Source organism: Streptomyces sp. NPDC031479 (genome assembly GCF_055581065.1).
The window spans coordinates 249130-275795 of sequence record NZ_JBVIKC010000005.1 but is presented as its reverse complement, the minus strand read 5'-3'; the positions used below and the strand labels follow the sequence as shown (position 1 = coordinate 275795).

Sequence of the window (26666 nt, the reverse complement as noted above, 5' to 3'; positions counted from 1 at the left end):
AGCTTCTCGTTTCCCTTCCACCCCCCCCCTCCCCCGGCCCCCCCTCGTCCCCCCCCCCCTCCCCCCCCCCCCCGGGCCGCCCCCCCCGCGCACCCGCCCCGCACGGCGACGGGCCGGGCCGCGCGCAACCACCGAGACGCCCCGTCTCGCCACCCCCGCCCACGCATGCCCGCAGGTCAGCGCGGCGCGTCTGCCGTTCCGCCGCCCGGATAAGTGGTCGGAGCCCCGCCGATCCTTTGCTATTGTTGTCCATGTCGCCGCGGGAAACCGGGGCCGACCACCTAGTCCGGGTGGCGGAATGGCAGACGCGCTAGCTTGAGGTGCTAGTGCCCTTTATCGGGCGTGGGGGTTCAAGTCCCCCCTCGGACACCAGCAGGAACCCCACTCCGGTGGGGTTCTTTTGTGTTTCCGGGCGACGGCGCGGCCAATCCCGCGAAGAACCCGCGGCCAACCCCGCGATCGATCCCGCCGACGCCGAAGCGCAGACGCCCGCACCGGCGGGAGGGCGCGCGATCCAGGAGGGAAAGCCCTGGTCAGCAGTGCTCTCAGCGCTTGATAAGGTGGTCCGTGTCGCTGCGGGGATCACCCTGCGGAGGCATCACCCGGTCCGGGTGGCGGAATGGCAGACGCGCTAGCTTGAGGTGCTAGTGCCCTTTATCGGGCGTGGGGGTTCAAGTCCCCCCTCGGACACCGTGGTCGGACGACCTGAAAGAGCCGGCCAGAGCGACGCGACGTCGCTCTGGCCGGCTCTTTCGTCTGTGGTGAACCGGTCGGGTGCGGCCGGGCGTTTGGACTGGTCACCCGCGTGCCCACGCCGGGCCGGACCCGGCTGCGGTCAGTCGCCCTCCGGCGGCCAGGTCGTGCGGTCGCGGACGTGGTCGAATTCCGCCAGTTCGTCGGCCAGGACATCGAAATGGCGGAGCGGGGCCCACAAACCGCGCTCACCGATGACGTAGAGGCGGCGCTTGGCACGGCTCGCGGCGACGTTGAGCAGATGCGGGGTGCGCGCCGCCCACGCGCGGGCTCCGGGGCGGCCACCGCCGAGCACGAGGATGACGACGTCGGCTTCCTTGCCCTGTGCCCGGTGGACGGTGGCGCAGCGTTCGTCGAGGAGCTCGGCGGTCCAGCCTTCACGGCCGGCGCAGACCCTCTTGCACTCGGCGACCAGGGCCCGGAACGGGGCGATGACGCGTAGGCGCTCGACACCCACCCCGTGCCGGTCCAAGAGGTCGAGGACGAATTCGAAGGCACGGCGGTCGCGTTCGCCCCACGGGGCGTCGGCCGGGCGGGCGGGGTCATCGGTGTTCAGCCAGCGGCTGGGCAGCAGACCGTCCCGTTCCCCGTCGGGGAACGCCTGTTGCCCGGTGCCGTAGACCATGAGGCCGCCGTACGCGACCTCATTGCTGACGCTGAACATCGGTTCCTCGCAGCGGCGGTGGACGCGCAACGGTGAACCCACCCAGACGTGCTCGTCGTCCCCGTCGGGGGTCGGCAGGTAGGTGCCGTAGCGGTTGGTCCGGTCGGCCACGGCCTGGGCCGAGGTGGCCGAGGGCAGCCACCGTTCGTCGACGCCGTAGGCGCGCAGCAGCCGGCGCTGCAGAGCCGTGGGCATGGTGACCACGGGCTCCAGCTGGAGCGGATCGCCGACCAGCACGGCACGGCGGGCCCGCCACAGCGCGCCCACGGCGGCCTGCGGGGTGGCCTGCCCGGCCTCGTCGACGAGCAGCCAGCCGATCGACTCCCGGCCGAGGCGCGCGAACATGCTGCCGACGGAGGAGAACGTGGTGGAGACGACGGGGACCAGGAGGAAGAGGGTCTGCCAGGCGTGCTCGACCTCTTCGTCCGGCAGCGGCCCGTTCGTCCCGGCCATCAGCTCCACGAGGACCTGGAGATTGCCCCGGACCTTCTTGGCGGCCCCGGCCACGAAGGCTCGGTGCAGGTCGAGAGCGCGCAGGAACAGGTCACTGCGCGCGGTGGACCACGCCTCGTCGGACCAGGGGGAGCCGAGTTCCTGGTCGGCTTCGTCGAGGTGCCGCCAGCCGAGGGGCAGTGAGGGGAGCGTCCGAGCCGCCTGCCTCAGCTCGTGGTGGCGTCCGTCGAGCTCGGTCACGGCGGCCCGCAGATCGTGGCGGACCGCCTCGGCGGCCTGCCGGGCCCGCCGCAGCACGGTGTCCGCCGCGGCCTGCCGGGCGTGCGCGGTCCGTTCGTGTGCGAGGGCCGTGGTGAGGACGGCGGCCGCTTCGTCGACGGTGGTGGCGGCCCAGGAGCTCCGGCCCGCGGCCAGGGACTCGGCGCGTACGGCGGCGGCGACCTGCTCCAGGGAGCTGTCGAGGGAAGCGCGCTGCTGGACGAGCGATCGCGCGAGCTCGGCGTCGGCGCGTTCCTGCCGCGATTCGGCCGCCTGCCGGTCGGCGGAGCTCTGCAGCAGGCGCCGCAGCCCGGCGCGCAGGCCCCGTTCGACGGCAGGTGGAGCGTCCCGGTGGGCAGTGAGCGCGGTGACGTACTCGCGGTGGTGTGCGGCCAGCTCACGGGCGGCCGACAGGTCCGCACGGGCGGCGGCCAGCTCCTGCCGGGCCCGTGGTACGTGCGCGGTGGCCGTTCGGTGTCCGGCCTCGGCCGCGGCGGTGGCATTCCGTGCTGCCCCGGTGGCGGCGGCGGCCCGTTCCAGGGCGGCCGTCGCGGCGGTGACCTGCTGGTCTGCGCGGGGGACGGCGGCTTCCAGGTCCGCGATACGCTGCGCGGCCGCCGGGGACTCGACGGCCGCCAGCGCCGAGGCCAGCCGGGCACGCCCGACACGCAGCCGCTCGACCTCGGCCCGGGCGGTGCGGAAGGCGGCTACGGCGGCGGTCCACGACGGCACGGGCTCGGCGGGCCCGGCCGCGGCGTCCCGGTCCGCCGGGGCGGAGGGGCGGCTGCCGGGCGCGGTCCTCGGCGGGATCCAGTCGCTCAGGACGAACTGCATGCCGCGCAGCGGTGGCAGCCCCGCCGCGGACCGGGCGTCGGCCTCCTTCTTGGGCAGCCGCCCCCACCAGAACCGGTCGCCGAACTCCTTGCGGTTGGTCTTGTTGCCGAGCACCGCCGCGACCAACCCCCACGCGGGGCCGCCGAGGAGGGCGGAGGCGAGGTCGGAGAAATGGTCGGGGCCGCCGTGCCAGTGCTCACCGAGCGCGCCGATGCCGGGCAGTTCGGCGGTGATGTTCTCGACCGCGCCGTTGTTGGAGGAGGCGACCACGATCTCGAACCCGGTCAGCCGGGGGTCGAGCCGCGACACGAACCGCGCGTGCCTGCCCTGGCGGTCCTTACCCCGCCACGCCGGACCGGTGAATGCCTGTCCGGGCCGGTCGAACGTGGCCAGCACCGCCGCCCGCTCGACCACCAGTGCGGCGACCAGGTCGCGCAACATCGTCGTCTTGCCCGTGCCGGGCGGGCCGTTCACGGAGAACAGCCCGCCCTCGGTGCCCGCGCGGTCGGCGAGCATCCGGTCGACCGCGAACTGCTGGCTCAGCGCGAGCGGGCGATCCGCCGGTGCGGGCCACCGCCCGGTCGGAACCAGCTCCGGATCCACCCCGGCCAGGACGGCTCCGCGCTCCCGGCGCACATCGGTCCGCATCCCCGCGGCAACGGCATCGTGCTCGGACAGATACGCGCCCAGAGCCGGTCCGATCCCCTTGCCGACAGCTTCGGCCACGCGCGCGAGGTCGGGAGGGAGCAGGCTGTTCAGGAAAGGCGCCGCCGCGGCCGCCTTCGCCCGTGGGTCCCGAGGCCGGGGGACCAGCCTGCTCCGTACCCGGACCACCCGGGGCCGCAGACGGTCCTGCACCCCGCACAGGTCGGCGATCTGCGCGGTCAGGGCGACGAGATCGGCGAACCCGAGCGCACGGGGACCGGAGTCGCCCCCGTACGCCTCGAACACGTCCGCGGAGCCGGCCGGTGCCCGCTCGGGAATGCTCCCGCCATCGTCCGGATGCTCGGATTCCGCTTGGTCCCCGGCAGGTCGGCGGGCCGCGGCCCAGTCGGCGGCGCGGCGCACCAGGGGCTCGGCCGCGCCCTGCAGGGCGGCGCCGGCGACCTCGCCGAACAGGGCCCCGACCGCGCCGACGGCGGCGCCGCCCAGGATCTCGCCGAGCAGGCGCTGCCAGCTCACGCGGTCGGCCCCGGCCGTGGTTCCCGGCCCATGGCCGGAGCCGGGCCGCCGCTCGTACGCCGTGCCGGGGTCGGGGGCGGCGGAGCCGTAGGGGATCGCGGTGGCCGTCAGCTCGTCGATCGCCGCGCCGAACGCCTCGTCGAGGTCCTCGAAGCCGTCCAGCCAACCGGGTGCGGAGGGTCCCGGATCGAAGAGGCGGCCGGTCGCCCAGGCGCAGGCGGAGATCACGGACGTGTCCTCCACCGGTCGCCCCTCATCGTCCACGACCAAGGCGAACATCGCGCTCTGGCCCGGCAGCGTCAGCTCGGACTGCGGCACACCGGGATCCGGATCGGTCCCCGCGGGCAGTACGGCGATCATCGCCTGGCGGAGCAGCTCCAGATCGAAGACGCCGCAGTAGATTTCGTGCCGCCACATCCGGCCGGCCGGTGCACGTCGCGCGCCCGTATCCGGATGGTCGGCGTCCCACGGCAGCTGCGGCGTCACACGTCCGGGCAGCGGCGTCAGGTCGACGACGTACTCGCTCCGCGGCCCGGACCGTGCGGCGGGACGCCGTCGGGGTAATGCCGGGATGCCGGGCGGACCGAACAGCTCGATGGCGCGCCAGCATTCCAGCAGCGCTTCCCGGCGGTGGTCCTGCCCCTGTCGGCTCCGCACTCCCCGCCCCCTGTGACGTGCGCGGCACCCGGCCGCTTCTCTCGCCGATCGGCTGTTGATCGAATCTACCGGACCCCGGCCGACCGGGTCCCGGCAAGCTCGCCGGTCGCTGTCGTGGAGGAGGGATCACATGTGGAGGACCACCAGGCCGTTCGGGGCGGGGAGGGTGCCCGGGGTGACCTGGGTGAAGGTGCGGGGGAGGGCGAGGCGGGGATGGTCGGGGTCCGGTGGGGCGTCGGCCTCGAAGAGGTAGGCCGCCGCCGTCGCGGGGTCGCTGACCAGGTGGGGGCCCTCCGGTGCGGTGGCTCGGGTGAGTGGGGTGCGGAAGAGACGGCCCAGCAGGCGCAGGGTCTCCGGGGTCATGCGGGTGGCGGAGGCCGGGCCGGGCGGGGTGGCCGGCGCGTGCGGGGCGGCGGAGCGGGCGGGCGGGGGATCCGGAGCGGTCGCGGGGGCGGGAACCGGGGTGGCGTCAGGGGTGGGGTCGGGGGGGATGGCGCCGGACAGGAGGAGGGCCAGGAGGATGGGTACGGCCTTGCGGCGCAGGGCCTCGGTCGCGGAGCGCAGCCGGTGCGCGTGGCTCGCCGGCAGCGAGAGCGCCAGGCTCCCCGCGGCGCCGCCGGTGGCGATCGGCACCGCCGCGCAGACGACCCCGGGGGAGTACTCGCGCAGGTCGAAGACGGGAGCGCCCGGAGCCACCGCGTCCAGGGCGCCGAACAGGGTCCGGCTGTCGGTGATCGTCCGCGCCGTCAGCCGGGCCGGGCGGTGGCGGGCCACGTGGTCGGCCCGGTCCCGGTGGCCCAGCTGGGTCAGCAGGCACTTGCCGACCGCGCTGGCGTGCGCGGCCGCCCGGAAGTCCACCCACTCCCGCACCGGCGGAGCCCCCGGCCCGTCCGCCATCTGGGTGATCCGGACCTCGCCCTCCGCGTACCGGCTGAGGTACACGGCGGCGCCCGCGCTGTCGCGGGCCAGGGCGAGGGTGCGCTGGAGCTGCCCCGCCAGGCCCCTGCCGCCGGGGGCGGCGAGCCGGTCCAGGGCCGGGCCGCGCGCGTACACCCCCGCGCCCGGCCGGTACGCGTACTGCTCCTCGCACAGCATGGCCAGGAGCGGGCGCAGCGCCGCCTCGGTCAGGCCGGAGTCGCGTGCGAGCCGGGCGGTCCGCACCCCCAGGGGGTGCCGCTCCAGGACCCGTACGACGGCCAGTGCGCGCCGTGCCTCCGCCAGGGCCCCGCCCGTGCCGGTCTGGACGACCGTCCCCCGCGCGGCCGACGTCAGCGCGGGGTGCCGCAGCGGGCCGGGTCCGGGGCCGGGCCCGCGCGCCGGGGGCGGGGACGGGGGCGGCGGCAGGAACGCGGCGAGCACCGCGGGCAGCCCCGCCCGGGGCAGCGGCACCGGGCCCAGGTCGGGGTCGTCGGGCTGGTCCACGTAGCGCAGGACGGCCGCCTGGGCGCACAGCCGTACCTCGCGCAGCTCGCGGCGGCCGCCGGGGCGGAATCCCCGCCGCCCCAGCTCCCGTGCCCAGAGCCGGGCGTCGTGGTGTTCGCCGCGGCGGGAGTGGTCGAGGAAGAGGCAGTACGCGGCGGGGGCGGTGCGGGGGCTGCCGGAGCCCGCGGCGAACTGCCACCAGAAGCGGGAGCCCTCGCGCAGCCCCGCGAGGTGCAGCAGACAGCCGAAGACCACCGCCCCGGGCAGGTCGCTGTGCCGGCCGTCGGTGAAGCGCCCGAGGTCGTGCGCGGCGCGCGGGTCGCAGACCACGGCGAGGCAGGCGGCCTTGAGGTCCCGGCGCGCCCGTTCGGAGTCGAGGGGGCAGTCCCGGGCCGGGTCGCTCCACCCGAAGGGGCGGCGCCGGTTCCTGACCGTCGCCGCGGTCGCGCCGGGGGCGCGCGGGGCGCGCAGCAGCCGGGACTCGGCCGCGCCGAGGTCGTAGTGCGGGTAGCGGTCGCGCACGCCCGCCCGTGCCAGGAACTCGGCCAGCGCGCGCGGGGATCCCGCGGGGGCGCCGTCGGCGTCGGTCTCGCGTGGCCTCATGATCCGGCGGACGCGTCGAGGAGCCGGGCGAGGCGGCGGTGGGCCTGGCCGAGCTGGGAGCGGACGGTGGCCTCGTCGACGCCCATCACGGAGGCGGCCTCGCCGGGGGTGCACTGGAGTCCGTACCGCAGCATCACGGCGTCCCGCTGGCGCTCGGCGAGGCGGGAGACCGCCGAGTAGAAGCGGATGGTGTCGGTGAGCACCTCGTACTGATCGGCGTGGGCCTCCTTGAGGGCCGCCTCGAAGGCGCTGGTGTCCATCGGCTCGGGCCGGTGGTGGCGGGGGTCGCGGCGCCGCTGCCAGTCGACGATCCGCTGCTTGAGGACGGTCCAGGCGTAGGCGTCGAGCCGGTCCATGTGCAGCATGGGGAGCCACTCGTTCATGATCGATTCGAAGGTGGCGTCCACGGCGTCCTCGGCGGCCGTGTCGGAGCCGAGCTGGAGGTACGCGAAGCGCATGTACGCGGGCCGCCGGTTGGCGTGGAAGGCCCAGTACGACAGGCGCGCGGTCGGATCCCACTGGCTCATGGGCGTCGGCTGCCGCCTGCGGCTGGGCAGTCCCACGGCCCCGCCGGACTCCTCCGGTCCGCCATCGCTCACCGTTCCCCACCTCATCCCCTGTGCGGGTCCATGGAAGCAGCGCGGGCGCACTCGGAGGGCGCAGAGAAGAAACCTGGAAATATTACGTTTGGTGATGATCGATTGGTGATCGATATCGACCGATCGGCGGTCCGGCCAGTGCGTACGCATATGCCGGAGCGCGGGGCGGACGTGCGGCGGGCGCCCGCCGCGGACACGGCGTGTGACCATCCCATGATTCACTCGTTTGTCCGACCGTGGCCACAACACCGCGTTCCGGCTCCGGGCAGCCCGGCCGGCCGGCCGAGCCCGTGTCCCCTCCGTACCCGGCGCCGCCCGCGCCCCCGGGGCGGACGGCCCTCGAACGGGCCGAGGCGCTACTCGTCGAGCAGTACCCCCGGCTGGTCCGCCTCGCCTACGTGACCCTCCCGCCCTCCCTGGGCCGGCACACCCGGGTCCTCCTCGCGCACCGCGCCGTCCAGCACGCCCTGCCCCGAGGGCCCGGCGGCCGCGACCCCGGCGGACCGGGCGGCCCCGACAGCCCCGGCGGGCCCCTGGAGGAGCTGCGCGTACGCGTCCTGCGCGCCGTCCTCGCCCCCACCGGGCGGGCCCGCCGCCTCCTGGCCCGGACCGGCCGGCCGCTCACCCCGCCCTTCGTGTGGGGGCTGCGGCTGTGGCCCCCGGCGGGCGGCATCGACGAGGCGGCCCGGCTGCTGGGGGAGGCGCCCGGCCCGGTCCGGGCCGCCTTCGTCCTGCACCGGATCGACGGACTGCCCGAGGAGGCGGTCGCCCGGGTGCTGGGCGCGGCGGGCGCGGCCGGGTCCGCGGGCGCGGCCGGAGCGGCGGACGCCGTGCGCGAGGCGCTGGCCGTACCCGTGGGGGAAACGCTCCTGCCGGCCCTGCGGAACCCGGAGTTCGACGCCAGCGTGGTCAGCGCCCGCCCCACCGACCTGCTGCGCCGCCGTCGTGGGGTCCGTGCCGGGTGGGCCGCGGCGGCCGTGCCGGCCCTGGTCTACGGGGTCCTCGCGGCCGACTCCTCGCCCCCGCGCACCGAAGCGGCGCCGTCGGCCGGACCGGTCGCCGCCGGGGTGCTCGACCCCGCCCGGCTGGGCAGGGTCCCGGCCGGGGCCTGGGCCGACACCGCCCGCGTGGACTTCACCGCCTGGCCCGCCCGGGGCGCCCGGACCGGCGACCGGGCCCTGCTCACCCGGGCCCTGGGCGCCTGGGCGGCCCGGCCCGGCGGGGTCCGGACGACGGCCGCGCCCGGCACCCCGACCGATCCGCCGGGGCACCCGCCCCAGCTGCTGTACGCCGGGAACGTGCCCGGCGCGGAGCGGGGGACGGGTGTGGCGGCGGGCGCGGCGGCGGCGTCGACGGCCGGGGCGACCGCAGCGGAGGCGCCCGGAGGAGCGGCCGCCGTCGCGGGGCCGGGGGACGGGCCCGGCCCCGCGACGGTGGTCGTGGTCCTGCTCGACGGCGACCGCGTGGTGCGCTACACCGAGACCCCGCGCGGCCCGCGCGGCCCGCGCACCCTCGACTTCGCCCGTACCGACGAGGCGGGCGTCACCACCGCGGCCGCCCTCGCCCTGACCCGGGACCGGGCCGGCCCGGCCGCGCGCTACCTGCTCGCGCCCTGGATCGCCACCGCCGCCACCGTCGACCTGCTCCGCGCCGGGGACCCGGCCCGGCCCCTGGCCGTGGCCGCCGACGGGGTCACGGCCCCGGCCGCCGTCCCCCGTGGCACCGGGGCCTGCGACGCCTGGCCCGCGCTCGAACTGACGTCCTCCCGGCGCATCGTCGAGAAGCACTCCTTCGTCCTGGCCGACCTGGGCGGGCTCACCCCCGTCCACCTCACCCACACCCCGCTCCCCGACGGCCCCGCCGCCGTGCCCGCCCGGCAGCCCCGCGAGGCCACCGGCCCGGCCGCCCGCGCCGCCTGGGCTCCGGGCGCCTGCGGGCTGCGCGAGCTGAGCGGCGGCGGCGTCCGGGCCGTGAACGTCTGGGACTTCGCCGAAACCGAACTCCCCGACGGCGCGGGCCGGGCCACCTGGAGCTGTACCCGGGCCTCCGGCTGGGCCGGCCCCGGCGACGTCCTCGTACGGCTGCGCCCGCCCGCCGGGCCCCCTCAGGAGGTGGTCCGGGCGCGGTCCACGGCCGCCTGCGGCCGCTTCGGCCAGCACCTCCTCGTGGGCACCCGGTGGCGTTCCCCGGCGGGCCGCTGGTACCAGCTCGCCGCGGGGAGCCGCGAGGTCGCCGCCATCACCGCGAGCGGCGCGCCGTCCGGGCGGAGGCGAACGGCCGCAGCCTGACCGCCCCCGCCGGACCCGAGGGCGCCCCCGTCTCCCTGACGGGCCGGCTCACCGGCGGCGCCCGGATCACCGCCCTCGACGGAGGGGCGGGCGGCCGCGACTGAGGGGCCGCCGGCGGCACCCGGCGGGGGCGGACGCCGCACCCGGCGGGCTCGGAAGCGGCACCCGGCGCGGCCGGGCGGGCGCCGCCCGGCGCGGGGTGCCCGTCCCCCGGACACCGGTCGGGGGCCCCGTACCGCGGCTGTAGCATGGGCCCATTGCGAGGGCCGTGACGGAGAGGTCACCGCCCTCGCTGTTTTTGCGTCACGTCCACCCGGACGAAATGCGGGCGCGTGCCCTTTCGGCGGTTCGATACGATGAACCGCATCACAATCCGTCACGGCACGCCGTTACGCATGAACCCGTACAAATGAAACGAATGGAGCATCCGAGGATGGCTCGACACCTGATCACCAGCGCGCTTCCCTACATCAACGGGATCAAGCACCTGGGCAACATGGTCGGGTCGATGCTTCCGGCGGATGTGTACTCCCGGTACCTCCGCCAGCGCGGCCACGACGTCCTGTACATCTGCGCCACCGACGAGCACGGCACCCCCGCCGAACTCGCCGCCAAGGAGGCCGGGATCTCGGTCGCCGAGTTCTGCGCGCAGGCGCACGACGCCCAGAAGGCGGTCTACGACGGCTTCGAGCTGTCCTTCGACTACTTCGGCCGCAGCTCCTCCGAGCAGAACCGCGAGATCACCCAGCACTTCGCGCGCAGGCTCCAGGAGAACGGCTTCATCGAGGAGCGGGCGATCCGGCAGGTCTACTCGCCGGTCGACGGCCGCTTCCTGCCGGACCGCTACGTCGAGGGCACCTGCCCGCACTGCGGTTACGACAAGGCCCGCGGCGACCAGTGCGAGAACTGCACCCGCGTCCTGGACCCCACGGACCTGATCGAGCCCCGCTCGGCCATCTCCGGCTCCACCGAGCTGGAGGTCCGCGAGACCAAGCACCTGTTCCTGCGCCAGTCCGCGCTCCAGCACGAGGTCGAGGCCTGGGTCGCCGAGCACGAGGAGGAGTGGCCGCAGCTCGCCTCCTCCATCGCCCGCAAGTGGCTGACCGAGGGCCTGCACGACCGCGCCATCACCCGTGACCTCGACTGGGGCGTCCCGGTGCCCGCCGACACGTGGCCCGAACTGGCCGCCGAGGGCAAGGTCTTCTACGTCTGGTTCGACGCCCCGATCGAGTACATCGGCGCCACCAAGGAGTGGGCCGACCTGGACCCGGCGAACCGCGACTACAAGGCCTGGTGGTACGAGGCCGAGGACGTCCGCTACACCCAGTTCATGGCGAAGGACAACGTCCCGTTCCACACGGTGATGTTCCCCGCCACGCAGCTGGCCACCCGCGAGCCGTGGAAGAAGGTCGACTACGTCAAGGCCTTCAACTGGCTGACGTACTACGGCGGCAAGTTCTCCACCTCGCAGAAGCGCGGCGTCTTCACCGACCAGGCGCTGGAGATCCTCCCGGCCGACTTCTGGCGCTACTTCCTCATCGCGAACGCGCCCGAGTCGGACGACTCGTCGTTCACGTGGGAGCACTTCGCCGCCACGGTCAACAAGGACCTCGGCGGCACCCTCGGCAACTTCGTCAACCGGGTGCTGACCTTCTCCCGCAAGAAGTTCGGCGACGAGGTCCCCGCGGGCACCGCCGCCGGTGCGGCCGAGGCCAAGCTGGGCGAGCAGATCGCCGAGCTCCTCGCCGAGTACGAGGGCCACATGGAGGCCCTCCAGTACCGCAAGGCGGCGGCCGCGCTGCGCGCCCTGTGGTCGGCCGGGAACGCGTACCTCGACGAGAAGGCCCCCTGGCTGGAGGTCAAGACCGACCTGGAGGGCGCGGCCCTCACCCTGCGCACCGCGATGAACCTCATCCACCTCTACTCGGTGGTCTCCGAGCCCTTCATCCCGGCCTCCGCGCGCGCCATGCGCTCCGCGTTCGACCTCGCGGACGACACGGCGGTGTGGGTGACCCCGGAGCAGGCCAAGGCGCTGGACGCGGTCCCGGCCGGGACCCCGTTCACCGTGCCGCCGGTGCTCTTCGCGAGGATCACCGAGGAGGACCTGGAGTCCTACCGCGAGCGCTTCGGCGGTTCCCCGGAGGCCTGACGGCCCCGCCGCCAACGGCTCCCCGAAGGGCGCGACCCGCCGAGGTCGCGCCCTTCGGCGTGCACGGCGGCCGCGGCCCGCGGGCCCGGCCGGGGCGAGGGATCCGGCCCGGGACCCGCCGGGGTAGGGAAAACCCCACCACGAAGGCTCCGCCTGGGCGTGCAGACCCGAGGGGGGCCGCGCGGCTGGAATGGGTCCATGACCCCTTCCGCCCGCCCGCGCCCGCCCGTGGCCCCCCGTCTCCTGCCCGCCTCGTCCACCGCCCGGTGGACCGCAGGCTGGCTGCTCGCGGCCGTCTGGGCGCTGGCGTTCCCCCTGTTCTCCCCGCTCGGCCCGCACCGGCTGTGGGGCTGCTGCGCGGCCGCGGGATACCTGGTGGCCGCCGGGGCCACCGCCGTGGGCCGCCCGCGCTCGGCGCTGGCCGCGGCCCTGACCGGAGCCGTCGTCCTGCCGCTGCTGTACCTGGTCCTCACCGGTCAGGGCCAGTCGGAGGTGGGGGTGATCGAACGGTCCGGGCGGCTCCTGCTGGATTCCGGCCGCCTCTACGTGGACCGGCCCTCCGGAGTCGAGGAGTACACCCCCTACCTGCCCGGCACGGCCCTCCTCGGCCTCCCCCGCGCCCTGCTGGGCGGCGGCGACGGCTGGGCGGTCCGCCTCCTCGGCGACGCCCGGATGTGGTGCGCGGCGGCCCTGTTCACCTCCCTGTGGGCCGGCCGCCGGATGCTCGGCAGTCGCCCCTCGCCGCTGCTCCCGCTGCTGGTGGCCTCTCCGGTGGTGGCCCTTCCGCTGGTGGTGAGCGGGGTGGACCTGCCGCTGGCGGGGCTGTGCTGCCTGGCGCTCGCGGCGGCCGTCTCCGGCCGTCCGGCGGTGGCCGGGGCGGCGCTCGCGGCGGCGTGTGCCATGAAGTGGACCGCGCTGCCCGCGGTGGCGGTGGCCGTCGCCGTGCTCGGGGCCTGTCGCGGCCCGCGGGCGGCGGTGCGCTGCGCGGCGGTGGCGGTGTCCGGCACGGCGGTGCTGGTGCTCCCGGGGGTGCTGCTCCAGCCGGCGGAACTGTGGCGGCAGGTCTTCGCCTTCCCGACGGGCCGGGCGGACGTGCCGACCCCGGCGAGCAGTCCCCTGCCGGGGCACCTGCTCGCCGGACTCGGACCGTGGGGCTGGTACGCGACGGTGGCCCTGCTGGCCCTGGCCGGACTGGGGGTGGCGCTCTCCCTGTGGGCGCGCCCGCCGCGCACGGTCGTCGCCGCCGCCGACCGGCTCGCGCTGGGGCTGACCCTGGCCTTCCTGCTGGCCCCGGCGGGCCGCTTCGGCTACCTGGCACTGCCGCTGCTGCTCGTGGTGTGGGCGCGCTGCGCAACCCCGCCGGCCACCGGCGGCCCCTCGCGGGTCGTGGCCCGCTCATCGGCCGCCGGCGAGGGGGCCGGGCGCTCCGGGGGAACGCTGCGCGCACGGTGACCCCGGCGTGGGCGGACCGCGCGGTTCCACCTGCGGCGCCCCGAGGCCGCACCGCTCGCCGGGGAACGGCTGCGGGCCGTACGGCGTCCCCCAGGGGACAAGGACTTCTCGGCGGGCCCACGGAGGCATCGTGTTCGCAGGACGGCCGGTCCGCACCGGCAGGGTGCTCGTCCGGGGCGTGCTGCTGATCCTGGCGGCGACCACCGTCGGGGTGACGGCGGCGGTGCGGGCGGGCGATCCCGCCCGCAGCCCGCTGCACCGTGCCGTGGACGCGTACCTGGACACCGTCGGCGCGGGCGGCGCCGCACCCCCGGGCGCCTGCGCGGGCACGGCCGACCCGGCGGCGGAACTGCGCCGTCACGGAGCGCGGTTCGGGCACCGGATCATCTCCTCCACCGAGGGCGGCGGAGAGGCCACGGTCAACATCGACCTCAGGCCCGGCGACGGCCCCGCCGTCGCCCACTCCCTCGACCTGCACCGCACGGGCGAGACGTGGCAGGTCTGCTCGGCCTCCCCGGGGCACGTCGAGATCGACCCGTTCGACTGAGGCGACCGGGGCGGGCCGCGCGGCGGCCCGGTCCCCTATGCGGCCTCCAGCCCGCGCAGGTGGGCCAGGACCGCCAGGACGCGGCGGTTGCCCTCCGTCGGGTCCAGGTCCAGCTTCGTGAAGATGCTGCCCGCGTGCTTGACGACGGAGGCCTCGGTGATGAACAGGCGGGCCGCCAGGGCCTGGTTGTTGAGCCCCTCGGCCATCAGCGCGAGCACCTCGCGCTCGCGGGGGGTGAGGCGGGCCAGCGGACGGTCCGGGGCCGATGGCCGCGCGAGCAGGACGCGCACCACCTCCGGGTCGATGACCGTCTGGCCGCCGTGGACCCGTTCCAGGGCGTCGAGGAACTCGGTCACCTCGCCGACCCGGTCCTTGAGCAGGTAGCCCAGCCCGGCCGCCGACGCGCCGGTGAACAGCTGGGCCGCGTACGCCGTCGCCACGTACTGGGAGAGCACCAGGACCGGCAACGAGGCGTCCCGGGAGCGCAGTTCGAGCGCGGCCCGCAGCCCCTCGTCGCTCAGTCCGGGCGGCATCCGGACGTCCGTGACGACCACGTCGGGCCGCTCGGCCTCCACCGCCTCCAGGAGGGCGGGGGCGTCGCCCACGGCGGCGAGGACCCGGTGGCCGCCGAGGGCCAGCAGTTCGGTCAGGCCGGCACGCAGCAGCACGGAGTCCTCCGCGAGGATCACACGGAGCACGGGACCTCCACGCGCAGTTCCGTCGGACCGCCCACCGGACTGGACACCGTCAGCCTGCCCTGCAACATCGCCACCCTGTCCGCGAGACCCGCCAGGCCCGCTCCCGCGCCGGGATCGGCCCCGCCGCGGCCGTCGTCCGTGATGGTGAGAGTGAGCCGGTCCCCCTCGACCCTACCGGCGACGCCGACGTGCGCCGCGCCGCTGTGCTTGGCGGCGTTGGCGAGGGCCTCGGTGACGGTGAAGTAGGCGGTCGTCTCCACGGGTTCGGGCAGCCGCGGCAGGCCGCCGAGGTCCACCGTGACCGGGACGGGATGGCGCAGCGCCACCTCGGCGACGGCCGCCGCCAGGCCGTGGTCGGTCAGCACCTGGGGGTGGATGCCGCGCACCAGGTCCCGCAGCTGCTCCAGCGCCAGCTTCGCCTCGGCGCGCCCCCGGCCGACCAGGGCCGTGGCCTCCGCCGCGTCCGGGATCCCGCGCAGCCGCAGCTCCGCGAGGCCCAGGGTCATGCTGAGGGCGACCAGTTGTTGCTGGGCGCCGTCGTGCAGGTCCCGTTCGATGCGCCGCCGTTCCGCCTCGAAGGCCTCCACCAGCCGGACCCGCGACCGGGTCAGCTCCAGCACCCGGCCGTCCTCCTCGCGCGGCCCGAGCAGCAGCCGGGCCGTCTTCACCTGCGCCCCGGCGATCAGCGCCCCCGCGTACGCCGCGAGCACCAGCCCCGCCAGCCCGGCGGCCGTCCCGCCCAGCGCCTCCAGGGGCCCCGTCACGGCCCGGCCGGGTATCAGCATCACCGGCTCCGGGGCCAGCGCCCACACGACGACCGGTGACACCACGAGGAGCAGCGAGAACGCCACCAGCGCCAGCACCCCGAAACCGGCCGCGCCGAACACGGCCCCCAGCAGGGCGGCGTAGCCCAACTCCCGCCAGGTGGCCCGTTCCCGCAGCCGGGTGCGCAGCCAGGCGGCGGCGCCGGCCCCGGCGAGCGAGGTGTGCGGATCGGCGACGGGAGCGGGCTCGACCCACCGGAGCCTGCGCCGCTCCAGCTCGGCCAGCGGCACGGCACCGGCGACGGCGGCGAGCAGCAGCAGGAGTCCGACCCCGGCGACCGCCAGCACCACCCCGAGGCCCACGAGCAGCACCAGGGCGACCAGTACCGCGTACCCGAGGGGGAACCCGCTGCCCAGGTACGCCCAGCACCGCCACGGCCACCAGGACCGCAGGAACCGCCACGGCCGCCGCCCCACCGCCCACACGGCCACCGGAGGAGCGGGGAGCGGGGTGGTGGCACCGGACATGCGCCCCAGCCTAAGCGCTGTGGCGCGCGGGCCGACGGGCCCGGGGAACGGTCACCTGCGCCAGAACAGGTGGTGCGTGACGCCGCTCGGGCTGGGCACGACCTCCAGGTGGAACCGGTCGAGCAGTTCATCGGGTGATTCCCACAGCCGCAGTCCGGACCCGAGCTTCACCGGCGAGACCGCCACGTGCAGGGTGTCGACGAGGTCGGCGTCGAGGAACGCCCGGACGGTCGTGACCCCGCCGCCGAGTCGGACGTCCTTGCCCCGGGCCGCCTCCCGCGCCTGCTCCAGGACCGTGGCCGGGTCGCCGTCGACGAAGTGGAAGGTGGTGTCGCAGAGCGAGAACGACGGACGCCGGTGGTGGGTCATGACGAACACGGGGGTGCGGAACGGGGGCTCGTCCCCCCACCAGCCGCGCCACTCGTGGTCGTTCCAGGGCCCGCGCTGGGGCCCGAACTTGTTGCGGCCCATGATCTCGGCACCGATGTTGACCGCGTAGTCCCGCGTGAAGTGGTCGTCGAGGCCCCGGCTGCCCCCGGGATCCGTACGCATGGGCCAGCTCGCCGTGGCGCCGGCCCAGGCGAACAGCCTCCCGGGATCGACATGGCCGAACGGATTCTCGAAGCTCTGATCCTCGCCGGCACCGATGCCGTCGGTCGAGACGTTGAAGTTCTGGACCCTCAAGAGCTGAGCCACGCGTTCCTCCTGTGTTGTCGGACGACGGCAGTGAGACTCTCCGGGCGGGGAAAACTCATCGCCGCGTCCGTGACCGATCGGAAACCGGGCCACGCGGTGTCCGGACTCATGAGGTTCGGGCGGTTCGGGAACCCCTGACCGGACCCTCATCGCGTGCGCGGCGGAGGCCGACTCGCGCTCGGAGGCCGCCCTGCGGATCCTCGTGTCGGGGGTCCCCGACGCGGGTGCGCGTACCGGGGCGCAACCCGGGACGGGGCTCCGGCGCGACCCGAGGGCCGCGCCGACTGCGGCGGCTAGCGTGGGGGCCATGACATCCGCGACGCGCCCGGCCGCAGACCAGGCCCCCGCAGACCAGGCCCCCGCAGACCCGGCCGCGACCGACGAGGCCCTGGCCACCCAGCCCATCGGCTACTGGAGCGGCCTGGCCCACGCGAAGGTCACCCGTCACCTGCGCGACGCCCTGGCCCGGATCGACGTCACCCAGCCCGAGTACTGGGTGCTCAACCGCGTCCACGGCGGCCCGGCGGCTCCCACCCGCACGGAGGCCGTCGTCCAGCTGACGCCGCTCGCGGACGGGCCGGACGAGATCGCCCGGGTCGTCGACCGGCTCGTGCACCGGGGATGGCTGTGCGTCGACGCCGGGCAGCGGCTGTACCTCACCGGGGCGGGCGAGGCGGCCAGGGCGCGGGTGAGGGCCGTGGTGACCGAACTGCGCGCGGTGGTCCACGAGGGCATCGCCGACGAGGAGTACGTCGCCGCGCTCCGGGTGCTGCGCACGATGATCGCCAACGTGGAGCGCGCGGACGGGGCCTGACTCCCCGCCGGTGGCCTGCCGGGGCCGAGCTGTGGGCCGACGGGTGGGCGGACGGGTCGGGCAGGACCGGTGGGCCGACCCGGAGGCCGGCTTGCGCCCGCGGGGCTTGCGCCCGCGGGGCTTGCGCCCGCGGGGCTTGCGCCCGCGGGGCTTGCGCCCGCGGGGCTTGCGCCCGCGCCCGCGGGGCCCGCGCCTGCGCCCGTGGGGCGGATCCGACCGACCGGGGCCTCCGGGACCGGCCTGACGGGCGATCAGGCGACCCCGCGTCCTTCCCGCCGTCCCGAAGTCACCCTCCGAGGGCGGATCTTGACCTTTCTGCCGCGTGTCGAACCGGCGCCTTGATCGTTTCTTCAGCCGTAACCCTCATATCGGCTGCCGAATCGGGAGGAGCGCGGTGACGGCTTGGCAGTACTTCGCCGGGGCGGGTCTGGTGGCGGTGCTCTGCCCCCTGCACGGCCACGTGGCGGTCGCGGGCGAAACCGACGGCCACGGCCACGGCCACGGCCACGGTCACGGCCACGGGGCGCGGGTGGACGTGTGCGTGCCGGGCGGGCATCCGGAGCCGCCCGTGGTGCGCCCGCCCGGCCCGCCGCCGCCCGAGGTGCCGGGGCCGCCCGTGGCCGTTCCCTCCGTGCGGGTGACCCTGCCCGGCGTGCAGCGGCCCACCGTGCACCACCCCGGGGAGGCCCCCGGCCTTCCGGGGACGCCCGCGCCCGACGTCCCGGTGCCGGACGCCCCGGCGCAGCCGCCCCCGGCTCCGCCGGCGCCCGGACCCGGACCGGAGCCGGTCCCCGCGGCGGCTCCCGCCCCGCCTACGGTGAGGGCCGCCACGCCCGCGCGCGCCTTCCACGTGCGCCCGTACCGTTCCGCGGCCCTGGAGCGGCGCGGCCCGAACGGCCTGAGCACGATGATGCTCATGGTGGTGGTCACCACCCCGGCCGTGCTCGCGGCCGCCGCGCTGCGCCCCCGCTCCAAGAGCCGCGGCTGACGCACCCCATGCACCCACGCACCCACGAACGGGAGATTTCTCGTGTCCGAATGGCTGGTCCTGGCCATCGCCATGGCGCTCGTCTGCGCCGTCGTCCTCGCCATCACCGCGATCCGGCACCGCCGGGTCGCGGCCGACGAGGACACCAGCGAAACCCCTGACGTCATCGAGTACATGACGATGATGGTCGGCGTGGTCTACGCGATCGTCCTGGGTCTGGCCATCGCGGGAGTCTGGGAGGCGCGCGGCGGGGCGGAGGACAGCGTGCGCCGCGAGGCGCAGTCCCTCTACGAGGTCACCCAGCGCGCCGACGTCTACCCGGCGCCCGTCCGCGACCGGATCCGCGGCGAGGTGGACGCGTACGTCTCCCACACGGTCAACGTGGACTGGCCGCGGCTGGTCTCCGGGCAGGGCGCCTCCGACGAGGGGGCGCAACTGCTCGGGAAGCTGCGCGGCGACGTCACCCACCAGAGCCCCGCGAACGAGCTGCAGGCACAGGCCTACCAGCCGCTGCTCGACCACATCGCGGCCGCCGATGACGCCCGCCACTCGCGCACCCAGAGCGACGAGTCCACCCTGCCGAGCGTGGTCTGGGTCGGGCTGGTGGTCGGCGGCCTCGTCACCATCGGGCTGATCTTCACCCTGCAGATCCGGCGCTCCGGCCGGGAACTGCTGCTGGCGGGCCTCTTCAGCGCGCTGATCGTGTTCCTGCTCTTCATGGTCTGGAGCTTCGACGCCCCGTACGGGCGGGACGGGACCGATTCCGCGGGGCCCTTCCAGGACCTGTTCCCGGCCGTCACGGTGACCGCCTCCCGCTGAGGGGTTCGTACACCGGGGGGCTCCCGCGCGGTCCCGGCCCGGGTCAGCCCCCGGCCGGGGCCGCCCGGTGCCGGGCCGCGGCCACCAGCGGGGAGTGCCGCAGGGCGTCGGAGATGCGGACGAGGTCGCGCGGACCGTCGGCCGTCACCAGCACCCGGTCCCCGTCCGTCCCGCCGTCCGCCGTCCCCCCGGGGGCGGCGGAGCTCGTCCGGACGGCGGCCGCCACCATCGCCGCGTCCGCGACGGCCCGGGCGGTCTCCTCGTCCGCGCCGGCCGCGCGCGCCCGCTCGTAGGCGGAGTCGCGGTGGCGGCGGTCGAAGCTGGGGCCGAGCCGCAGGAACCCGTCGTGGATGTCGGACTCCCGCTGGATCACCCGGATCTCGGCCGGGGACCACCAGGACATCCGCACGCAGGGACTGCCGCCGGGGGCGGTGCTGCGCACCTCGCGCCACAGCGCGCCCAGGCGCCGGTACGTGGTCCAGGTCTGCCAGCTGTCCGACACCCGCTGGCAGACCAGGGGCAGCACGAAGCCCACCGCGCTGACCAGCGCCGCGGTGGAGGCCAGGGGCGGGGCCACGTAGGTGCTCAGGAAGTCCAGGTCGTGACCGGCCCAGCGCGCGCAGACCGCGGACAGCTTGGTGGCGTCGTAGGTGAGGCTGATGGAGTACCCGGACACGATGATCACCAACCCGGCCCTGAGCCAGCCGTGGACCTGGACCGACCAGCGCCAGCACATGGCGACCATGGTCGCGGCGGCCACGCTGTGCGCCAGCAGGTAGGAGACGATCACCAGGCGGACGTACGGGGTGTTGGCGTAGTACGTGTCGAAGTCGCGCAGCCGCTCGACGGACGCCTCGCCGAGGAGGAAGAACACCACGATCGCGACGACCACGACGGAGTAGCCCATGATCAGGCGCGCCGAGGTGCGCCGGATCTCCTGCGGCGGTCCGCCGCGCCAGTTGAACATCAGCACCAGGCACGAGGCGCTGAAGGCCGTCATCAGGCAGTACACCAGCGGGGCGGAGAAGTTGGGGATCCCGGTCCAGCGGTTGACGGCTTCGATGGTGGGCGGGGCGGCGAAGGTGAACACCGCGGTGGCCAGGACCAGCAGTACGCAGACGGACCTCAGGAGCGGATCGCGCCAGTGTGCGCGCAGGGCCGGCAGCTTGCAGACGAGGGAGACCGCCATCGCGGCTGCCGGGATGTAGTAGTCCTGTCCGTTCAACGGTCGTTCCTGTGCCCCCGGTAGCCGAGGGAGGTTTCGATGCGGCCCGCCAGTTCGTCGCGCTGGGCCGGGGCCCGCAGGCCGGAGGAGCCGGCGAGCCAGGTGCGGCACCTGCTGCCCAGCAGGAGCCCGAAGGTCTCGGCGTCCGTCTCCTCCTGGACGTCGGCCCGGGTGCGCGCCGCGACGCTGCGGACCGTCTCGCCGAGGTCGGCGCCGTCGGCCAGGAGCCGGGCGGCGACGGCGGCGCCGTCGACGTGGTGGCTGCAGTGGCCGGCCTTCATGTGCCACAGCTCGTGGCCCAGGATCACCAGCTGGTGGTCGGGTGCGGTGCGTTCCTCGATGACCACCAGATCGCGGTCCGCCATGTCGAGCCAGAGGCCGCTGGCCGTGCCCTGCGGGAAGGCGGCCATGCGGAACTCCACCGGGCGGGCGCGGTGCCGGCTCATGCCCTCGCAGAGGGCGGCGTAGAGGTCCAGGGGCTCCACGGGGGCGGGCAGCTTGATGCCGGCCACCAGCTCCCCGCACAAACGCCGCTGTGCTCTGCCTATGCTCACCGTTCTCCCCGTCGGCGCGGATCCGGACCAGGACTCAAGGATCAGATCCAGACTTTCGACTGGGTCATGATTCGTTCGGTTTGACGCTTTCGAGAAGCATGTCCAGCCATTCGGTCACCTTGTCCCGGTGCTTGTCGCTGGGCAGTTGGGCGGCCCGCCACGCGATGCCGCGTACGCCGTGGTTCTGCAGGAGTCTTGCCAGCGGATCGCCCGCCGAAGCGGTCTCGGCCGGTACGGGCTGCCGCTCGCGGCCCGCGAAGTCCTGGAGCAGCTGCTGCTCGGTCCGCTGGAGCGCGTCGGTGAGGGCGTCGGCGTCGTGGGCGGTGAGGAAGCCCGCGTGCACCCCGAAGAAGCGCTGGATGGCGTCACAGTGCTCCATGGTGGGGCGGCGGTCGCCGTTGATCAGGGCGCCGGCCTGCTGCCGCGACATTCCGGCGCCGTCCGCGATCTCCTGCTGGGTGTAGCGGCGCCCGTTGGGCTTCACCCGGGTCCGCCGGAGCAGGTCCAGGCGCTGGAGGAAACGCGCCTGGAGATCGGGTTCGCCGGCCGGGCGCCCGTCGAGCAGGGTCTTGATCACGTCGGCGGGGACCCCGGAGGCTTCCGAGAGCCGCCGGAGGTCGAAGACCTGGTTCCGGGCGCGGCCCAATTTATTCGCGAGTTCGGCGACCCGCGTGACGGTCGCTGCCAGGGGCGCGTTGGCCACCGCGACGGGAGCCGGGAAGCCGTCTGTCACCAGTGGTTCTCCTAGATCGCGCGAGGTCAGTGGGCACGTGGTCGGCCTCAGGGAATCTATCCGGTTTGTTTTGGGAGAGCTAGAACTTGCCACAGCTGTGGCGGGAATGAGCTGTCGCAAGGCTGGAATTGCCACAATAGTTGACACTCGAATGAAGTCGGTAGCAGGATCGCCACACGGAAATGAAGATCCAGACCGTGAGGAGGGGGAGCTCTCGGTGCCACATCTCGCAGCGGTGGGCCCGTCTGATGGCCTCGTCCGAGCCGGTGAGGAACGCCTGGCGGGCGAGGAGTCCGCCCGTGGCGCAGTGCGGTCGGAGCGGCGCAAGGAGATTTTGCGCCAGCGTCGCGAGGAACTGGGCCTGAGCCAGGAAGACCTCGCGTCGCGACTGCGCATCAGTGTGCGGGCGTACGGGAACTGGGAGCGCGGGCTCGTCAAGGAATGGACGGACCGCAAACTCCTCGCCCTGGCCGAGGCCTTGGAGATGAGCGAGCGGCAGTGCTTCTGGCTCTTCCGGGTCATGGTCGACCGGGACCCGCCGCCCACCTGGCGCGCGGCCGAGGAGAACCGGCTGCCGCAGGATCCGGCCCAGCGCGACTACCTGTGCGACTACGCGGCCCTCATGGAGGCCGTCCCCTACCCGTCCTTCCTGGTGGACCACCGGTGGGACGTGGCCCTCACCAATTCGGCCTTCGACCGGCTGTTCCAGTCGGTCAGGCCGCATCCGACGGCCCTGCCGGACGACAACTTCCTGCGCTTCGTGCTCTTCCACCCGGACGCCGCGGCCGTGCTGGAGGACCACGAACCGGCCTGGTGCGTACCGCTGCTGGCGCAGTTCGCCACCGCGCTCGGCGCGGCCCCGGACGACGAGGGGCTGCGGAGCATCCGTCAGGAGGTGGCCCGTGACCCGTTCATGGAGGCCGCCTACCGGTACGGGGTCCCGCACTGGCTGAGCGCCCACGGCGAAGCGGCCGCGGAACAGGACGGCGCCGTCCGGACGGTCCGTCATCCCGACCCCGGACAGGGCGTGGTGCGGTGCCGCATGGTGGCGGAATCCAGCCGAATGCTGGAGGGCATGGGACTCACCCGGATCACCCTGGTGCTCTCCGCCCCGCAGGGCCTGCGGACGGGTCCGGTGCGCGGTGTCACCGGCTTCCCGCAGCAGCAGGGGGCCCGCCTGCGGGCCGTGCCGTCGCCGGTGGACTGAGCGGGCGGGGGACACTGGTGCCCTGAAGCGTGTGCCGCGGGACCCCCGGCGGGGGTGCCGCCGGGCGGATGCCACGATCGGCGTCATCGCGCGGATGTCACGGATCGTGGCATCCGCTGCGGCGCCGGGGGCGGACTCCCGCCCGGCGCGCGGTCGTGGTCCGTGGCACCGGTCGTGACGGCGGAAGGGCGGTAGGGGCGTGCGGTTGACCATCCTCGGCGGGGGCGGATTCCGCGTCCCGCTCGTCTACGGAGCACTCCTGGGGGACCGCGGCGAGGGCCGGGTGTCCCACGTGACGCTGTACGACGAGGATCCCGGCCGGCTCACCGCCATGGCCCGGGTGCTCGCCGACCAGGCCGCGGCGACGGGCGCGGCGGACGCCCCGGCCGTCACCGCCACCGGGGACCTCGACGAGGCCCTGCGCGGGGCCGACTTCGTCTTCTCCGCCATCCGGGTCGGCGGACTGGAGGGCCGGGCCGCCGACGAGCGGATCGCCCTGGCCGAGGGCGTGCTGGGCCAGGAGACGGTCGGCGCCGGCGGGATCGCGTACGGGCTGCGGACCGTTCCCGTGGTGCGCGAGATCGCCCGCAGGATCGCCCGCGCGGCCCCGGAGGCCTGGGTCATCAACTTCACCAACCCCGCCGGGGTGGTCACCGAGGCCATGGCCGAGGTGCTCGGTGACCGCGTCATCGGGATCTGCGACTCCCCGGTCGGGCTCGGCCGCAGGATCGCCCGGCTGCTCGGCGCCCGGCCCCAGGACGCCTGGATCGACTACGTCGGCCTCAACCACCTCGGATGGGTGCGCGGCCTGCGGGTGGGCGGCCGGGACGAGCTGCCCCGGCTGCTGGCCGACGACAAGGCCCTGGAGTCCTTCGAGGAGGGCCGCCTCTTCGGGGCCGACTGGCTGCGCTCCCTCGGCGCGATCCCCAACGAATACCTCCACTACTACTACTTCAACCGCGACACCGTGCGGGCGTACCAGGAGGCCGAGCGGACGCGCGGCGCCTTCCTGCGCGACCAGCAGCGCGCCTTCTACGCCGAGACCGGACGGCCGGACGGGCCGCCCGGGTCGGCGCTCGCCGCCTGGGACCGGACCCGGGCCGAGCGCGAGGCCACGTACATGTCCGAGAACCGCGAGGTGGCGGGCGTGGGGGAGCGCGAGGAGAGCGACCTGGAGTCCGGCGGCTACGAGAAGGTGGCCCTCGCCCTGATGCGGGCCATCGCCCGGGACGAGCGGGCCACCCTGATCCTCAACGTCCGCAACCGCGGCACCCTGTCGGTGCTCGACGCGGACGCCGTGATCGAGGTGCCCTGCCTGGTCGACGCCAACGGGGCCCACCCGGTCGCCGTGGACCCGCTGCCGCTGCACGCGGTGGGGCTCGTGACCTCGGTGAAGGCCGCCGAGCGGGAGGTCCTCGCCGCCGCGGCGAGCGGTGCGCGGGCCGATGCCGTCAAGGCCTTCGCCCTGCACCCGCTGGTGGACTCCGTGACCGTGGCCCGGCGGCTGCTGGACGGATACGCGACGGAGCACCCGGGGCTCGGCTACCTGCGCTGACGCCGGGGAGGGGGAACGGGGCGGGGCGAGGGCGGGGCCGCGGCCGGGGTTCGCGCGCGGGCGGCCCACCCGTACGGCGGCTTGCGGCATGCGGGGGCGGCGGTCCGCTGTGACAGTGCGAGAGTGACCACTGCTCCCGCCCCGGCCGGGGCGCCCCCCGTGCTCGACCGGCGCAGGCGCAACGTCGTCTTCGGCACGATCATGCTGGGCGTGCTGCTGGCCGCGCTCGACCAGACGATCGTGGGCACCGCCCTGCCGACCATCGTCGCGGACCTGGGCGGTGCGGCCCACATGTCGTGGGTGGTGACCTCGTACCTGCTCGCGGAGACCGTCGCGACGGTGCTGGTGGGAAAGTTCGGCGACCTCTTCGGACGCAAGCTCGTCTTCCAGGTCTCCGCCATCGTCTTCATCACCGGCTCCTTCCTGTGCGGCCTCGCCTCCAACATGACCCTGCTCATCCTGTGGCGGGGCGTGCAGGGCGTCGGCGCCGGCGGCCTGATGGTCACCTCGATGGCGCTGATCGCCGACGTGGTGCCGCTGCGCGAACGGGGCAAGTACCAGGGCGCGATCGGTGCCGTCTTCGGCGTCGCGACGGTGATCGGGCCGCTGCTCGGCGGATTCTTCACCGACCACCTGAGCTGGCGCTGGGCCTTCTACGTCAACGTCCCGATCGCGATCCTGGTGGTCGTGGCGGCCGCCCGGACCATCCCCTCGGTGCGGGCCGCCGGGCGGCCCGTGATCGACTACCTGGGCATCGCGCTCGTCGCGGCCGGCGCGAGCGCGCTGATCCTGGCCACCAGCTGGGGCGGGAACGAGTACGCCTGGAACTCCCCGGTCATCATCGGCCTGTTCGCGGGGGGCGCGCTGGCCCTGGCGCTGTTCTGCCTGGTGGAGACCCGGGCCGCCGAACCGATGCTGCCGATGCGGCTGTTCCGCAACCCCGTCTTCACGGTCTGCTCGGTGCTGAGCTTCATCGTCGGCTTCGCCATGCTCGGCGCGATGACCTTCCTGCCCACCTACCTCCAGTACGTGGACGGGGATTCGGCCACCGTCTCGGGCGTACGGACCCTGCCGCTCGTCATCGGCCTGCTCATCGCGTCGGTCTTCAGCGGCAACGTCACCAGCAAGACGGGCCACTACCGGATCTTCCCGATCGTGGGCAGCGCGGTCATGGCCGTCGGCCTGTACCTGCTGTCGCGGATGGGGCCGCAGACCGGCGCCTGGCTGGAATCCCTGTACATGTTCGTCCTCGGCGTCGGCATCGGCCTGTGCATGCAGGTGCTCACGATCGCGGTGCAGAACACCGTCGACTACGCCGACCTCGGCACCGCCACGTCCGGCGTCACCTTCTTCCGTACGCTCGGCAGCTGCTTCGGGACCGCGGTCTTCGGGACCATCTACGCCAACAGCCTGGAGCCGGCGCTGAAGGCGGGCGTGGCGGAGGCCGCCCGCGCCACCGGGGCCGGTCCGGCGGCGCTGGCGGCGGCGGCCCAGAGCCCGCAGGGGGTGCACGGGCTCGACCCGGCGGCGGCCGGCCCGATCGTCGACGCGTACACCGAGGCGCTGCAGACGGTGTTCCTGTGGACCGTGCCGGTGGCGCTGGTCGGCTTCGTCGTCGCGCTGTTCCTCAAGGAGGTCCACCTGCGCGACACCGCGCGGGCCGCGTCCACGGACATGGGCGACGGCTTCGCCTCGCCGGCCACGGCCTCGGGGGATTCGGCCAAACTGCTGGAGCTGGCCGTGGGCCAGATCGTGAGGGGGATGGGGCAGGACACGGCGCGCGCGATCGTCGAGGGCTCCGACACGCGGCTGGACATCGCGGGCGCATGGGCCGTGATGCAGGTGGACCTGCTGACCCGGACGGTCGGCCACGCCGGGCTCGGCCTGATCGCGGCGCGCCGGTCGGTCCCGCCCGAGGTGCTGCTGCCGGTCTTCGACCGGATGACCGAGGAGGGCTACCTGGCGCGGCACAACGGCTACTTCGCGCTGACCTCGGGCGGGGAGCGGGAGGCGGGGGTGATCTCCGCCGCGTGGGCGCAGTGGCTCGGCGACCAGTTGGAGAAGGACCGGGGACGGCCGCGCAGCGCGGAACTGAGGGTGGCGGCAGACGCGATCGCGAAGCGGCTGCTCGCGGAGGACCTGCGCGACGGCAATTTCGCGCCACGGCTGGTCCAGCGGGGGTAGTGCCGGGGAACTCGCGGCGGTCGCCGGTCGTCCTTCCCGG

At 74.9% G+C, this 26666-nt stretch carries 18 protein-coding genes, 2 tRNA genes and 1 pseudogene; 12 read left to right on the top strand and 9 right to left on the bottom strand.

What is annotated here, in order from left to right; genetic code table 11:
- The first annotated feature begins 284 nt into the window (after positions 1 to 284).
- Both ACZ5D2_RS09045 and ACZ5D2_RS09040 read left to right on the top strand, forming a co-directional pair.
- Positions 285 to 372: transfer RNA gene (locus ACZ5D2_RS09045), tRNA-Leu, on the top strand.
- 233 nt (positions 373 to 605) lie between these two features.
- Positions 606 to 690, top strand: a tRNA-Leu gene (locus tag ACZ5D2_RS09040).
- 145 nt (positions 691 to 835) lie between these two features.
- Here the strand turns inward: ACZ5D2_RS09040 and ACZ5D2_RS09035 are convergent.
- The 3 genes and pseudogenes from ACZ5D2_RS09035 to ACZ5D2_RS09025 form a co-directional block, all read right to left on the bottom strand.
- Positions 836 to 4801, bottom strand: a complete 3966-nt coding sequence (locus tag ACZ5D2_RS09035) for an AAA domain-containing protein (protein ID WP_468928280.1) — start codon at positions 4799 to 4801, stop codon at positions 836 to 838.
- 501 nt (positions 4802 to 5302) lie between these two features.
- Positions 5303 to 6022, bottom strand: a pseudogene (locus ACZ5D2_RS09030) (IclR family transcriptional regulator domain-containing protein); the annotation flags it as partial.
- An 800-nt stretch (positions 6023 to 6822) separates the two neighbouring features.
- Positions 6823 to 7425, bottom strand: coding sequence for an RNA polymerase sigma factor (locus ACZ5D2_RS09025; RefSeq protein WP_468928278.1), 603 nt, complete (start codon positions 7423 to 7425; stop codon positions 6823 to 6825).
- A gap of 236 nt (positions 7426 to 7661) precedes the next feature.
- On the opposite strand from ACZ5D2_RS09025, the gene ACZ5D2_RS09020 reads away from it, so the two are divergent.
- The 4 genes from ACZ5D2_RS09020 (at position 7662) to ACZ5D2_RS09005 (ending at position 13861) form a co-directional block, all read left to right on the top strand.
- On the top strand, positions 7662 to 9713 hold the full coding sequence (locus tag ACZ5D2_RS09020; RefSeq protein ID WP_468928276.1) for a hypothetical protein: 2052 nt from the start codon (positions 7662 to 7664) through the stop codon (positions 9711 to 9713).
- Positions 9714 to 10146: 433 nt separating this feature from the next.
- Positions 10147 to 11862, top strand: coding sequence for a methionine--tRNA ligase (gene metG, locus ACZ5D2_RS09015; RefSeq protein WP_371675777.1), 1716 nt, complete (start codon positions 10147 to 10149; stop codon positions 11860 to 11862).
- Between the two features lie 198 nt (positions 11863 to 12060).
- Positions 12061 to 13314: a glycosyltransferase 87 family protein gene (locus ACZ5D2_RS09010; RefSeq protein WP_468928274.1), complete on the top strand. Its 1254-nt coding sequence runs from the start codon at positions 12061 to 12063 to the stop codon at positions 13312 to 13314.
- 130 nt (positions 13315 to 13444) lie between these two features.
- Complete coding sequence (locus ACZ5D2_RS09005; RefSeq protein WP_468928272.1) at positions 13445 to 13861, top strand: hypothetical protein; 417 nt, start codon at positions 13445 to 13447, stop codon at positions 13859 to 13861.
- 35 nt (positions 13862 to 13896) lie between these two features.
- Here the strand turns inward: ACZ5D2_RS09005 and ACZ5D2_RS09000 are convergent, their stop codons facing one another.
- From ACZ5D2_RS09000 to ACZ5D2_RS08990, 3 genes are read right to left on the bottom strand one after another with little or no spacing between them, the layout of a single operon-like run.
- Positions 13897 to 14559, bottom strand: a complete 663-nt coding sequence (locus tag ACZ5D2_RS09000) for a response regulator (protein WP_371675774.1) — start codon at positions 14557 to 14559, stop codon at positions 13897 to 13899.
- Positions 14547 to 15851 carry a sensor histidine kinase gene (locus ACZ5D2_RS08995; RefSeq protein WP_371675773.1) on the bottom strand — a complete coding sequence of 435 codons (1305 nt, stop codon included), beginning with the start codon at positions 15849 to 15851 and terminating at the stop codon, positions 14547 to 14549. Before ACZ5D2_RS08995 ends, ACZ5D2_RS09000 begins: the two co-directional genes overlap by 13 nt.
- Positions 15852 to 15902: 51 nt before the next feature.
- A complete protein-coding gene (locus ACZ5D2_RS08990) occupies positions 15903 to 16547 on the bottom strand; it encodes a dihydrofolate reductase family protein (RefSeq protein ID WP_371675772.1) in 645 nt (214 codons plus the stop codon).
- Positions 16548 to 16854: 307 nt separating this feature from the next.
- On the opposite strand from ACZ5D2_RS08990, the gene ACZ5D2_RS08985 reads away from it, so the two are divergent.
- The 3 genes from ACZ5D2_RS08985 (at position 16855) to ACZ5D2_RS08975 (ending at position 19168) form a co-directional block, all read left to right on the top strand.
- Positions 16855 to 17361, top strand: coding sequence for a MarR family transcriptional regulator (locus tag ACZ5D2_RS08985; protein ID WP_371675771.1), 507 nt, complete (start codon positions 16855 to 16857; stop codon positions 17359 to 17361).
- A 394-nt stretch (positions 17362 to 17755) separates the two neighbouring features.
- A complete protein-coding gene (locus tag ACZ5D2_RS08980) occupies positions 17756 to 18349 on the top strand; it encodes a hypothetical protein (RefSeq protein WP_468928269.1) in 594 nt (197 codons plus the stop codon).
- Between the two features lie 42 nt (positions 18350 to 18391).
- A complete protein-coding gene (locus ACZ5D2_RS08975; RefSeq protein ID WP_356223592.1) occupies positions 18392 to 19168 on the top strand; it encodes a bestrophin-like domain in 777 nt (258 codons plus the stop codon).
- 43 nt (positions 19169 to 19211) lie between these two features.
- On the opposite strand, the gene ACZ5D2_RS08970 is transcribed toward ACZ5D2_RS08975, so the two are convergent.
- From ACZ5D2_RS08970 to ACZ5D2_RS08960, 3 genes are all read right to left on the bottom strand, one after another.
- Positions 19212 to 20393: an MAB_1171c family putative transporter gene (locus ACZ5D2_RS08970; protein ID WP_371675769.1), complete on the bottom strand. Its 1182-nt coding sequence runs from the start codon at positions 20391 to 20393 to the stop codon at positions 19212 to 19214.
- Positions 20390 to 20947, bottom strand: coding sequence for a toxin-antitoxin system, toxin component (locus tag ACZ5D2_RS08965; protein ID WP_371675768.1), 558 nt, complete (start codon positions 20945 to 20947; stop codon positions 20390 to 20392). The genes ACZ5D2_RS08970 and ACZ5D2_RS08965 overlap by 4 nt, the downstream gene beginning before the upstream one ends.
- Before the next feature lie 64 nt (positions 20948 to 21011).
- A complete protein-coding gene (locus ACZ5D2_RS08960; protein WP_030234847.1) occupies positions 21012 to 21680 on the bottom strand; it encodes a helix-turn-helix domain-containing protein in 669 nt (222 codons plus the stop codon).
- A 334-nt stretch (positions 21681 to 22014) separates the two neighbouring features.
- Here ACZ5D2_RS08960 and ACZ5D2_RS08955 point away from each other — a divergent pair, with 334 nt between their 5' ends.
- The 3 genes from ACZ5D2_RS08955 (at position 22015) to ACZ5D2_RS08945 (ending at position 26626) form a co-directional block, all read left to right on the top strand.
- A complete protein-coding gene (locus tag ACZ5D2_RS08955) occupies positions 22015 to 22887 on the top strand; it encodes an MmyB family transcriptional regulator (RefSeq protein WP_371675767.1) in 873 nt (290 codons plus the stop codon).
- 199 nt (positions 22888 to 23086) lie between these two features.
- The gene (locus ACZ5D2_RS08950) at positions 23087 to 24442 is read left to right on the top strand and encodes a 6-phospho-beta-glucosidase (protein ID WP_371675766.1); all 1356 of its coding nucleotides are present in this window, start codon (positions 23087 to 23089) and stop codon (positions 24440 to 24442) included.
- A gap of 123 nt (positions 24443 to 24565) precedes the next feature.
- Entirely contained in the window at positions 24566 to 26626 is a 2061-nt protein-coding gene (locus tag ACZ5D2_RS08945; protein ID WP_468928265.1) for an MDR family MFS transporter, read from the top strand.
- Positions 26627 to 26666: the final 40 nt, after the last annotated feature.